General features: G+C 67.4%; 9 protein-coding genes and 1 pseudogene. 6 read left to right on the top strand and 4 right to left on the bottom strand.

The features are described from left to right. Positions 1-241 precede the first annotated feature (241 nt). A complete protein-coding gene (locus AC5P7I_RS19740) occupies positions 242-658 on the top strand; it encodes a host attachment family protein (protein WP_014037377.1) in 417 nt (138 codons plus the stop codon). Between the two features lie 5 nt (positions 659-663). Next, positions 664-987: a thioredoxin family protein gene (locus tag AC5P7I_RS19735; RefSeq protein ID WP_262088168.1), complete on the top strand. Its 324-nt coding sequence runs from the start codon at positions 664-666 to the stop codon at positions 985-987. A gap of 59 nt (positions 988-1,046) precedes the next feature. Here the strand turns inward: AC5P7I_RS19735 and AC5P7I_RS19730 are convergent, their stop codons facing one another. Further along, the gene (locus tag AC5P7I_RS19730) at positions 1,047-1,292 is read right to left on the bottom strand and encodes a hypothetical protein (RefSeq protein WP_197575179.1); all 246 of its coding nucleotides are present in this window, start codon (positions 1,290-1,292) and stop codon (positions 1,047-1,049) included. A 459-nt stretch (positions 1,293-1,751) separates the two neighbouring features. Between AC5P7I_RS19730 and AC5P7I_RS19725 the strand changes: the two genes are divergently transcribed. After that, complete coding sequence (locus AC5P7I_RS19725) at positions 1,752-4,103, top strand: GH92 family glycosyl hydrolase (protein ID WP_262088167.1); 2,352 nt, start codon at positions 1,752-1,754, stop codon at positions 4,101-4,103. 143 nt (positions 4,104-4,246) lie between these two features. On the opposite strand, the gene AC5P7I_RS19720 is transcribed toward AC5P7I_RS19725, so the two are convergent. Both AC5P7I_RS19720 and AC5P7I_RS19715 read right to left on the bottom strand, forming a co-directional pair. Then, positions 4,247-5,620 carry a sensor histidine kinase gene (locus tag AC5P7I_RS19720; protein WP_262088166.1) on the bottom strand — a complete coding sequence of 458 codons (1,374 nt, stop codon included), beginning with the start codon at positions 5,618-5,620 and terminating at the stop codon, positions 4,247-4,249. Then, entirely contained in the window at positions 5,613-6,287 is a 675-nt protein-coding gene (locus AC5P7I_RS19715; protein WP_032962610.1) for a response regulator, read from the bottom strand. Before AC5P7I_RS19715 ends, AC5P7I_RS19720 begins: the two co-directional genes overlap by 8 nt. Positions 6,288-6,349: 62 nt before the next feature. On the opposite strand from AC5P7I_RS19715, the gene AC5P7I_RS19710 reads away from it, so the two are divergent. The 3 genes from AC5P7I_RS19710 to AC5P7I_RS19700 are packed head-to-tail and all read left to right on the top strand — an operon-like array spanning position 6,350 to position 11,840. Next, the gene (locus tag AC5P7I_RS19710) at positions 6,350-7,597 is read left to right on the top strand and encodes a TolC family protein (protein ID WP_262088165.1); all 1,248 of its coding nucleotides are present in this window, start codon (positions 6,350-6,352) and stop codon (positions 7,595-7,597) included. After that, the gene (locus tag AC5P7I_RS19705) at positions 7,594-8,766 is read left to right on the top strand and encodes an efflux RND transporter periplasmic adaptor subunit (protein ID WP_014647332.1); all 1,173 of its coding nucleotides are present in this window, start codon (positions 7,594-7,596) and stop codon (positions 8,764-8,766) included. The genes AC5P7I_RS19710 and AC5P7I_RS19705 overlap by 4 nt, the downstream gene beginning before the upstream one ends. Continuing rightward, positions 8,763-11,840 (top strand): efflux RND transporter permease subunit, encoded by a 3,078-nt coding sequence (locus AC5P7I_RS19700; RefSeq protein ID WP_164232586.1) that lies wholly within the window; start codon positions 8,763-8,765, stop codon positions 11,838-11,840. The genes AC5P7I_RS19705 and AC5P7I_RS19700 overlap by 4 nt, the downstream gene beginning before the upstream one ends. Before the next feature lie 117 nt (positions 11,841-11,957). Here the strand turns inward: AC5P7I_RS19700 and AC5P7I_RS19695 are convergent. Continuing rightward, positions 11,958-12,035 (bottom strand): annotated as a pseudogene (locus AC5P7I_RS19695) (3-ketoacyl-ACP reductase); the annotation flags it as partial. Positions 12,036-12,184 lie beyond the last annotated feature (149 nt).

Raw genomic sequence — 12,184 nt, 5'->3', positions numbered from 1 at the left:
CGGTCGGCAGTGCTTCCCACGTAACAGGTGCGCCCGTCACGTAGTGGGTCGTGTCGATCATCCGTTCATCATAGCGGCATCGGCGTGAGCATGCAGCGAAGCGGACTGATCTGCACGCTGTGTTCCATCGCGCCTGTTCATCCGCGCGCCATGCAATGACAAGTGTTGAACGAACTCTGGCCGCAGCGCTCACGCGACGCTGTCTACGGTAGCGCTGAACGCAATCGAGAAGGAGCATCGCATGACCCGTCGCATTCCCGAAGGCACGTTGATCATCGTCGCCGATGGCGGTTCGGCCCGCGTGTTCACCAACGTCGGCAGCGAACATCAGCTGGCGTTGAAGCAGGAAGGTGAGCTGCGCCTGCAGGACATCAGCGAGCAGGGCGTCTCCGGTCAGGGCCCGGCTGGCGCGGTGCCGAAGGACATGTCCATTTCGCAGCTCAACGAGGCGACGTTTGCCAAGCAGGTAGCGGAGCAGTTGAACGAAGATGCGCTCAACAACCGCTATGCACACCTGGTGCTGGTGGCAGACCCGACCACGCTGGGCCGTATCCGCCCGCTGCTGCACAAGGAGGTCCAGGCGCGCCTGCTGGGCGATATCGCCAAGGACCTGACCAACGCCCCGCTGGCGGATATCCAGAAAGCGCTGGCGGCGTAACCGGCATGCCGTTCATGCGTGACTACCCGGCGGCGGAGCCTGCGGGCGCGGACATGGAAGCTCAGGCGGGCTGGCAGCTGCTGGAGTTCGGTGCACCCTGGTGTGGCCATTGCCAGGCCGCGCAGCCCGCACTCCAGGCGTTTGTGGACGCCCACGATCTTGTGCATTGGAAGATTGAGGATGGCAAGGGAAAGCCGCTGGGGCGTGCGTTCAAGGTAAAACTGTGGCCCACCGTGGTGCTGCTGCATGACGGCCAGGAAGTGGCGCGCGTGGTGAGGCCGGTCGACAGCGCCGACCTCGCCACCTTGCAGGGCGCATTGCCAGATTGAGGGCAGCGATCGCTGCGTGCGGTGCGCACGGCGTCGAGCAGGCTCGGCTGCATCGCGGTCTAGTGATAGGTCACCTTCTCCGCTTCCGCACGCAGCTTCTGCAACAGGCACCGCCCATGCTGGCTCAGCATGACCATCGCATTGGCGATCTCTCTGGCGTTGTAGCCCATCGGTGCGGGCGGCTTCGGCTCGGGGCCGTACTGTTCGCCGATGAGGATGGCCATGCCTTCTGCACTGTTGAGGGCATGTTCGATGCGCTGGAAGAGCGACTCCATGGCCGGGCTGAGCGGACGCGTGTGTTTCATGCGGGAACTCCTTGGGTGCGAGGGCCACCGCAAGGGTGGCGGGCGATGCGTGCTTGGAACCCGGAGAGACTGAAGAAGAACTCCGATGGCCAGACGGCCACACGCAGCGCCCGCCATAGTCATGACAGGCAGATCTTCAGTTTCATCCGGGGGTTCCAATCCCGGCAGCGGGATGTCCGCTGCGGCGCAATCCTGGGCAGATCGAGGCGCTGCGCACCAATTGATGGTTTGTCTCGCTTTGTCCCGTTCGGAAGGCGCGGTCTTTCAGAAGTGCATGTCTGGACATCCATTGCCGTATCGGCACCGATCGGGACGCGGGAGACCGGAAGGCTATGAGGTGATTCGTCGTGCGGCCATGCAATTACGTGCAAAGCATCGTGCCGGTTCCGGCGGCCGCACTGCAGCATGCGACAGGGCAGGGCCGGTGCTAGGATCCGACTACCACCTGAATCGATCCAAATGCCGATGCCCACGCTGGACCGTCGTCTCCTGATCGCTTTCGTCGCGACCGCCATGCTTGCCTCCGGGGCGGTGCTGGCGGCTCCGTCGAAATCCGCCGCCGAACGCGCCTATGGCTCGGTCGACCCGTTCATCGGTACCGGCGGGGAAGGCCATACCTACCCGGGGGCGACGGTGCCGTTCGGCATGGTCCAGCTCAGCCCGGACACGCGCATCCAGCCGCGCGAAAAGGCCTATGGCTGGGCAGCGGGCTACCGTTACGACGACAGCAGCATCGTCGGTTTCTCGCACACGCATTTTTCCGGCACCGGTCATTCGGACCTGGGCGACATCCTGCTGATGCCGTTCACCGGCAACCCCGGGCTGGAGCGCGGCGATCCGGAGAAGCCGCGCAGCGGTTACGCCTCACGGTTCCGCCACGCTGACGAGAAGGCCGAGCCGGGCTACTACGCGGTCACCCTGGACGACTACAAGGTGCGTGCCGAGCTGACCACCAGTGCGCGCGTGGGCGTGCACCGCTATGCCTTCCCCAAAGGTGCCGACGCCAAGGTGCTGCTGGACATGCGTACCAGCATGTACGACTACCCGGGCAAGGTGCTGTGGTCGCGGGTGCGGGTGCGCGCCGATGGCACGGTGACCGGCTTCCGCGAGACGCGCGGCTGGGCGCCGGGCCGCCAGCTGTATTTCGCGATGCGTTTCTCGCGGCCGCTGGCTGGCCATGAACTGCATAACACCGAGCAGGACATCGTCTACAAGGGCTTCCCGCCGCCGGGCGAGAAGGACCCGGCGCAGCGCGCACAGATCGAGGGTCGCCAGCTGGTCGGCACGTTCGCATTCGGCAAGCTCGACGCACCGCTGGTGGTGAAGGTGGCCATTTCGCCGGTCAGTGAAGCCGGCGCGATCGCCAACCTCGACGCGGAAGTGGCTGACTTCGATTTCGACCGCGTGCGTGCACAGGCGAAGCAGGACTGGACGCAGGCACTGTCCGTGCTCGATATCGATGCCCCCGAGCATGCGCGGCGCAGTGCCTATACCGCGCTGTACCACACGATGCTGGGGCCGACGCTGTTCATGGACGCCGATGGCCAGTACCGCGGTTCGGACAACGCGGTGCACAAGGCCGACGGCTTCACGCACTATTCGACGTTCTCGCTGTGGGACACCTACCGCGCGCTGCACCCGTTGCTGACGCTGGTGCAGCCGGAGAAGCGCAACAGCGACTTCGTCAATTCGATGCTGGCCCACCATGAGCACAGTCCGTATGGCATGCTGCCGGTGTGGTCGTTCCATGGCCTGGAAGACTGGTGCATGATCGGCTACCACGCCGTGCCGGTGATCGCCGATGCCTACGTGAAGGGCATTCGTGGCTTCGACGCCGACAAGGCATTGAAGGCGATGGTCGAGACCGCCAACTACGGCCCGTATGACGGTATCGCGCAGTACCGTGAGCTGGGCTATGTGCCGATCGACGAGGAAGGCGAAGCGGCCAGCAAGACGCTGGAGTACGCCTTTGATGACTGGACCATCGCACGCATGGCGCAGGCGATGGGCAAGGCCGATATCGCGGCCACCTTCGACAAACGCGCGGGTAACTGGCGCAACGCGTTCGACAAGGACACCGGCTTCATGCGCGCGCGCAAGCGCGATGGCAGCTTCCGTACGCCGTTCGACCCCAGCGCCAGCGGCTACGGCACCGACTACACCGAGGGCAACGCCTGGCAGTACTCGTGGTACGTGCCGCAGGACGTTGCCGGCCTGGCGGCAGCCCACGGTGGCAGCGACAAGCTGCTCGCGCGCCTGGACGAGGTGTTCAACGCCAAGGTGGATCCATCGATCTTCGAGCACATGGAAGACATCACCGGCCTGATCGGCTGGTATGCGCACGGCAACGAGCCCAGCCACCACGTGGCCTACCTCTATTCGTACGCGGGCCAGCCATGGCGCACCCAGGCGCGGTTGAAGCAGATCATGGACACCCAGTATGCCGACCGCCCCGATGGCCTGGCCGGCAATGATGACGTTGGCCAGATGTCGGCCTGGTATGTGTTCACCGCGCTGGGCTTCTACCCGGTGGCGCCGGGCTCGGGCGAGTACATCCTGGGCCGTCCGTTCCTGCCGAAGACCGCGATGCGTCTTCCGAACGGCAAGTCGTTCACCATCGTGGCCGAGGGCCTGGATGACAAACACACCTATGTGGGCAGCGTGAGCCTCAACGGCAAGCCGTTGCAGCGCACCTTCCTGCGCCATGACGAGATCCTGGCTGGCGGCGAACTGCGCTTCAGCATGCAGGCCGAGCCGAACAAGGACTGGCCGGGGCAGGACGCGCAGGCGCCGTATTCGATGAGCCGGTGATGCGCACGTGGTAGGTGCCGACCTTGGCCGGCACGCTTCACGGGTGACCTGGAACCTGCAGAGCCGAGCCCATGCTCGGCTGCTTTTGGCACGGTGCCTGAGCCGAGCATGGGCTCGGCTCTACAAGGGCAATTCGACAAAGGTCAACGGAAACGCAACCCGACGCGCGCGCCACCGAGTGGCGCCGTTTCGATCATCAATATCGCGCCATGCCGCTGCGCGATCTCGGCCACGATCGCCAGCCCCAGCCCGCAGCCATCTCCCTCGCTGCTGGCCCGGTAGAACCGTTCCGTGACGCGCGCGCGCTCGGCTTCGGCGATACCTGTACCGTCATCGTCCACCCACACCTGCACGCCCTCGGCATCCCGCTGTAGTCCCAGGGTGATCACACCGGGCACGGCGCCGTAGCGCAGCGCGTTGTCCAGCAGGTTGCCCAGCGCCTCGCGCAGCAACTGCGGATCACCCTGTATCTTCACGCCGTCGTCGGGTCCGTCGTAACCCAGGTCCACGCCCGCCACCAACGCACGGTCGGCGTAGCGCTCGACCACGCCCCGTGCCAACGCGGCCAGATCCAGCGGCTGCAGCGGCAGTGCGCTGCCCTGTGGATCTTCCGAGCGGCTGAGCATCAGCAGCTGGTTGACCAGGTGCTGCAGCCGTGCCAGCCCGGCCAGCGTGCCGGACAGCGCCAGCTGCTGGGCCTGCGGATCCTGTTGGCGGAGTGAGCTCTCCAGCTCCACCTGCATTGCCGCCAGCGGCGTGCGCAGCTGGTGCGCCGCATTGCTGACGAAGCGCCGTTGCGCGGCCTGCATCGCGTCCAGCCGTTGCAGCAGTGCGTTGTAGGCTTCGACCGCCGGCCACAGTTCGCGTGGGGCTTCCTGCGCGGGCTCCAGTGGCGCCAGCGGGTCCGGACGCGGGCTGGCCAGCCGCCGCGCCACCTGGTTGGCATGGCGTGCAGCCGCGCCGGTACCGGACCAGGCCAGCCACGCGGCCAGCGCTAGGATCGCGGCTTGGAACGGGATGCTGGCCAGCAGCAGCTTGCGCTCCAGCCGGTGCCGCTTGCGCAGCGTCTCGGCCACGCGCAGGCGGATATCGTGGCCCGGCCCAGCGCTGACCACGACCTCGACCATGCGCACCGGCTGCCCACGCAGGCGCGCGTCGTAGTAGACGGCATCGTCGCTGCCGGCAGCGATCGCGGGGCGGGGCAGCGCTTCGGGCAGGTCCCCATACAGGCGCCCGCCCGCAGCGTCGACCACTTCGCCATGCACTTCGTCAGCGGTATCCCAGGTGAACATGCGCGACACCGCGGGCGTGATCTCGATCGAGGCACGCCCGTCCTGCACCTTCACCAGCTCGGACAACGACATCGCCGAGTCCAGCAACCAGCGGTCATAGACCTGGCCGGCATAGAAGCGGGCCAACGCGAATGAACCGATCGCGCTGCACAGCAGCAGCACCAGCAGGGGCAGCCACAGGCGGCGCAGCAGCAGGCCACGCAGGCTGTGCACACGCTCAGTCACCACCGGCTTCCAGCCGATAGCCCAGGCCACGCAGCATGCGGATGCCGACGCCGGCGCGCGCCTGTTCCAGCTTGCGGCGCAGGCGGCTGACATGCACTTCGATCACTGACAGGTTGGCCTCGTGATCCCAGCTGTACAGCGCGTCGAACAGGCGCTGCTTGGTGACGGTGCGGCCAGGATGCTGCATCAGTGCCTCGACCAGCGACAGCTCGCGCGCGGTCAGTTCGATGCGCTGGCCTTCCACCTGCACTTCATTGCGGATGCTGTCGAAGCACAAACGGCCCAACCGCTTCTGCGCCGGTGCGTCGCTGCGGCGACGCGACAGCGCACGCAGGCGGGCTTCTAGTTCCCCCAGTGCAAACGGCTTGGCGAGATAGTCGTCGCCACCGCGGTCAAGGCCGAGGATGCGGTCCTCCACGCCATCGCGCGCCGTGAGGATCAGCACCGGCAGGGTGACGCCGTCGTTGCGCAGGCGCGAGAGCAGGTCGAGGCCATCGACGTCGGGCAATGAAAGATCGAGCACCATCACGTCATACGGCGCGCTGGCCAGTGCAGCCGGCGCGTGCAGCCCGCGCGAAAGGTGGTCGCACAGATGGCCGGCGCCCTGCAGGGCGCGGATCAGTCCATCGGCCAGGGCGGCGTCGTCTTCGATCAGCAGGATTCGCATTGCAAGCTTCGTGCAAGGTTGGGGCAAGTTTGGCGCAAGTGCGTCACCTTACCGTGACGTGCATGAATTTCTCCCGTCGTCTTGCGGCCCTGCTGGCCGCCCTTTCGTGCGCGCCCGCGACTTCGGCGCTGTCCTTGCAGGATGCACAGCGTGCAATGGAAGCGCACAACCCGGACCTGCGCGCGGCGGCATTGGAACTGCGTGGGGTGCAGGGCGATGCGCTGACCGCTGCGTTGCGGCCAGCGGCCGAGCTGTCGATCGGCAGCAGCAAGATCAGCCCGAAGCACGGCATCGGCCCGGGGCGCTGGCAGGACAAGCGGGTGGACAGCACGCTGGGCCTGGGCTGGACCTGGGAGCGCGGCGGCAAGCGCGCATTGCGCATCCGCCAGGCGGACGCGCTGCTGGAAGTGGCCGGGCTGGACATGCTCGATACCCGGCGCCGGCAGCAGGTGGCACTGCATGAAGCCTATTTCGGCCTGAAGGGCGCGCAGGAGCGGGCGCAGATTGCCGAGGCCAACCGCCAGAGTTCGGCCGAACAGATGGCGGCGGCCGACAAGCAGGTGGCCACCGGGGCGATGGCGCCGGTGGATCGCGCGCGGATGGTGGTGGACCATCTGGCGGTGGCCGATGCGGCGCGCGAGGCGGCCCTGGATCTGCGTGACGCGCGGCATGCGCTGGGCCTGCTGCTCGGCAGCGATGACAGCCGCGACCTCAGTGCCGATGACCCCTGGCCGGATGCCAGCAGCGTGGCCAAGGTGCGCGCGTTCGATCCGCAGCAGCGTGCCGATCTGCGCGCGGCACGCTCGCGCCTGGCCGCCGCCGACGCTGGCGTGGCCCTGGCACGTAGCGAGCGCCACCGCGACATCCAGCTGGGTGTGGAGGCCGAGCGCGAGCCCACCGATATCAGCGGTGTCACCTGGGGCGTGTCGTTGACCATTCCGCTGGGCGGCCCGTCGCGCGCACGCGGCGCGATCCAGCGTGCCGAGGCCGACCGGGACAGCGCCGCGCTGGAACTGCAGCTGCTGCAGCGCGAAGCACACGCTGAACTGGACCAGCTGCAGGCCAGCGTGCAGTCTGCCGCGCAGCGCCGCAGCGACTACGAGGGGCTGCAGTCCGACGCTGCGCGCAAGGCGGTGGAGGGCATCGAACTGGCCTATCGCCGTGGCGCCGCCAGCCTGACCGATCTGCTCGACGCGCGCCGCAGCTGGCGCGAGTTCGAGGCCGCGCTGATTGATGCGCGTGCCGACCATGCCATTGCCCTGGCGCGCTGGGAAGCGGCCACATCCGTTGCTGAAGGAGAGTCCCGATGAAGTCCACCGTCGCCCATCGCCCGCGGGCGCGACATGCCATGCTGCCGGCCCTACTGGCGCTGGCCCTGCTGGGCGGCTGCGGTCGCGAACCGGCGTCGTATACCGAGGATGCGCCGCAGGTCAGTGCCGGCCAGATCCTGTTTCCGGCCGGCAGCCGCCAGCTGGATGTGCTGCGCAGCGAGCTGGTGACCGCCGGTGCCAGCGCCAGCCTGCAGCTGCCGGGCCGGGTGGTCTGGGACGAGACCCGCTCCAGCGCGCTGCGCACCCCGCTGGCGGGGCAGGTGGCGCGCATCGAGGCACAACCGGGGCAGAAGGTGAAGGCCGGCCAGGTGATCGCCTGGATCACCTCGCCCGAGTTCGGCCAGGCGCAGGCGGAGGGCGTGCGTGGCCGTGCCGAGCTGCAGCTGGCACGCCGGGAACTGGACCGCACCCGCGAACTGCACGCGGCAGGGGTGGCGTCGGGCCGTGAACTGGACGAGGCCGAGGCCAGCTTCGCCGGCAGCCAGGCCGATCACGCGCGCGCGACCGCCTTCGCCAGGGCGTATGGCAACGGCCAGCACGTCGACCAACGGCTGCCGCTGCGCGCACCCATTGATGGCGTGCTGGTGGAGCGGCGGATGAGCCCGGGCATGGCAGTCAGCCCCGACAGCGAACAGCCGCTGGCGATGATTGGCGATCCTGACCGCCTGTGGTTGCTGCTGGATGTACCGGAGAGCCTGGCCGGACGCCTGAAGGCGGGCATGCAGGTGAGCGTGCCCGGCGCCGATGGGCAGCCGCAGCAGGCGACCCTGCAGCACGTGGATGACTTCGTCGACAGCGAACGCCGCGTGGTGCAGGCGCGCGCCGAACTGGACAACCGTGCGCGCGGTTTCAAGGCGGGCCAGTACGTGCGTGCGCAGGTGGCAGTGCCGGCCGGGGGCGGTGTCTCGCTGCCCGATGCTGCGGTACTGCTCATCGACGGCAAGCAGGTGGTGTTCGTGGAGGAGGCCAAGGGCCGCTTCGCGCGCCGCGCCGTGCGTGCCGAGGAACTGGGCGATGGCCGCCTGTGGGTGCGCGAGGGCCTGGCCCAGGGCGCCAGGGTGGTGGTCGAAGGGGGCCTGTTGCTGCAGCAGCTGGTCGACAGTGCGCCCGCAGCCGCCAGCACCGGGACGGGGCATGCCGCGCCATGATCGATCGCCTGATTGCCTATTGCCTGCGCCAGCCGCTGATGGTGATGCTGGCGCTGCTGCTGTTCATCGGCGCTGGCATTGCCGCGTTCCGCGTGCTGCCGGTGGAAGCCTTTCCGGATGTGTCCGACACCCAGGTGACGGTGGTATCGCTGCACCCGGGCCGGGCCGCGGAGGAGGTGGAGCGCGAGGTGACGATGCCGCTGGAAGTGGCACTGTCCGGCATCCCGCATTCGGTGCGGGTGTTCTCGCATACGCAATTCGGCCTGTCGATGATCATCCTGACCTTCGACGACAAGGCCGACGATTACTTCGCGCGCCAGCAGGTGCTGGAACGCCTGCAGGGCGTGGAGCTGCCCGAAGGGGTGACGCCGGAGCTGGAGGCGATGAGCTCGGCGGTGGGCGAGATCTACCGGTACGTGCTGAAAGGCCCGCACCTGACACCGACCCAGCTGCGCACCGTGCAGGAATGGACGATGGAGCGCAGCCTGCGCACCGTGCCGGGCGTAGCCGATGTGATCAGTTTCGGCGGCTTCGCGCGTACGTTCCAGGTCAAGCCGGACCTGGACAAGCTGCGTGACCGCGGCATCAGCCTGGGTGAGTTCGCCGAGGCGCTGGAGAAGGGCAGCTCGAACGCAGGCGGCGGCTACGTGGAACGTGGCCAGCAGCAGTTCCTGATCCGCGGCGTGGGACTGATGCGTTCGCCGGCCGACATCGGCAACGTGGTCGTGGCGCAGCGCAGTGGCACGCCGATCCTGGTGCGCGACCTGGCTGGCATCGCCGATACCGGCCTGCCCCGGCAGGGCCTGGTCGGCCAGGATGACAACGACGATGCGGTGTTCGGCATGGTGCTGATGCGCAAGGGCGAGAACCCGTCCGACGTGCTCGACGCCCTGCATGCGCGCATCGCCGAGATCGAAGCGAACCAGCTGCCGGCCGGGGTCAGCATCGAGCCGTTCTACGACCGCTCGTGGCTGGTCTCGACCACGCTGAAAACCGTCTTCAGCAACCTGCTGGAAGGCGCGGTGCTGGTGTTCCTGGTGCTGTGGCTGTTCCTGTACAACGCCCGTGCCGCGCTGATCGTGGCGGCGATGATGCCGCTTGCGCTGCTGTCGACCTTCCTTGGCCTGCATCTGTGGGGCGTGCCGGCCAACCTGCTGTCGTTGGGTGCGATGGACTTCGGCATCATCATCGATGGCGCGGTGATCGTGACCGAGCACATCGTCTCGCGATTGTCGAAGCTGCCACCTGCGGCCGACCGTAAGACACGGTTCTCGACCATTCTTTCGGCAGCGTCGGAAGTGGGCCGGCCGACGTTCTTCTCGATGCTGATCATCATCGCCGCGCACATCCCGATCTTCACCCTGCAGCGCCAGGAAGGCCGCATGTTCGCGCCGATGGCGTACTCGGTGACCTCGGCACTGATCGGCGCGCTGATCCTGGCGCTGACCGTGGTGCCGTTGTTCTGTTACTGGTGGCTGCGGCGCGACCGCATGCGCGACGGCAATCCGCTGATGGACCGCCTGACCGGCTGGTACCGGCCGGTCCTGGAGCGCGCACTGGCCCGCCCGCGTGCGGTAGTGCTGACCGCGGTTGCGCTGCTGGTCGGCACGCTGGCATTGGGCACGCGGCTGGGTTCGGAGTTCCTGCCCGAGCTGGACGAAGGATCGATCTGGCTGACGGCCACGCTCGACCCGAGCACCAGCCTGGGCGAAGCGCAGCAGCAGTCGCGGCGCATCCGTGAGCTGGTCGGCACGTTCCCGCAGGTATCGACGGTGGTGGCCAAGCTGGGACGCCCGGAAGACGGCTCCGATGCCAAGGGCGCCAACCAGATCGAGGCGCTGGTGGCGTTGAAGCCGGAGAAGGAATGGCCGAAAGGCGTGGACAAGCGACAGCTGGTGAGCGATCTGCAGCGCACGCTGGAGCAGCGCATTCCGGGCCCCGAGTTCTCGATTTCGCAGCCGGTGCGCGACAACATCCTGGAGAGCATCTCGCAGATCAAGGGCCAGGTGGTGATCAAGGTCAGCGGCTCGGATCTGGACGTGTTGAACCAGCAGGCGCAGGCGATCCTCGGCCAGGTACGCGGCGTGGAGGGCGTGGAGAGCGCCTTCATCGACCGCGACGGGTCATTGCCGCAGCTGCAGATCGAGATCGACCGCGACCGCGCCGCGCGCTATGGCCTGAACGTACGCGACGTCGACGAAGTGATCGAGACCGCACTGGGCGGGCGCCAGGTCGGCGAGCTGTGGGAGGGTGACCGCAGATTCCCCATCACCCTGCGCCTGGACGATGCCGATCGTGACCTGCAGCGGCTGCGTACGGTGCCGGTTGGCATCGGCGATGGCCACACGGTGACGCTGTCCGACGTGGCCGACTTCCGCATGGCCAGCGGCGCGATCAACATCTCGCGCGAGAACGCACAGCGGGTGAAGGCGGTGAGCATCTTCATCGCCGGCCGCGACATGGGCAGCGTGGTGGCTGACATGCGCAAGCGCGTGGATGCCAGCGTACAGCTGCCGGAAGGCTATCGGCTGGAGTGGTCCGGCGAGTTCGAGAACCAGCAGCGTGCGATGAAGCGGCTGGGCTGGGTGATTCCGCTGTCGGTGCTGATCATCTTCGTGCTGCTGTTCGATGCCTTCAAGGACATCAGCAGCGCCGCGCTGATCCTGGCCAACGTTCCACTGGCGATGATCGGCGGCATCCTGGCCCTGTGGCTGACCGGCATTCCGCTGTCGGTGTCGGCGGCAATCGGTTTCATTGCATTGTTCGGGCAAGCGGTGCTGAACGGCGTGGTGATGCTCAGCCGCTTCGCCCAGTTGCGCGAGCAGGGCATGGACCTGCTGCAGTCGGTGGTGCAGGGTTCGCTGCAGCGCCTGCGCACGGTGCTGATGACCGCACTACTGGCGATGTTCGGCCTGCTGCCGATGGCCACCTCGCATGCGATCGGTGCCGAGACCCAGAAGCCGCTGGCGGTGGTGGTGATCGGTGGTCTGCTGTCGGCGATGCTGCTGACCCTGCTGGTGTTGCCGACGCTGTACTACTGGGTGCATCGCCGCCGCGAGGCCCGCATCGCGTGACCTACCTGTAGAGCCGAGCCCACGCTCGGCTGCTTCTGGCCTTTGCGCGAAGAGCAGCCGAGCATGGGCTCGGCTCTACAAGGACGTCGCGCCATGCGTGGATGCCACCTGTGCGATCTACACCATTCCGCCGTTGGCGCGCAGCACCTGGCCGTTGATCCATCCGCCATCGGCACCTGCCAGGAACCCCACCGCGCCGACGCTGTACTACTGGGTGCATCGCCGCCGCGAGGCGCGCATCGCGTGACCTACCTGTAGAGCCGAGCCCACGCTCGGCTGCTTCTGGCCTTTGCGCGAAGAGCAGCCGAGCATGGGCTCGGCTCTACAAGGGCGTCGCGCCATGC

The sequence above is a fragment of the Stenotrophomonas sp. YJH_SMC_138 genome (assembly GCF_059369855.1).
The sequence above is the reverse complement of the archived record's forward strand: the minus strand, read 5'-3'. Positions and strand labels throughout refer to the sequence as shown.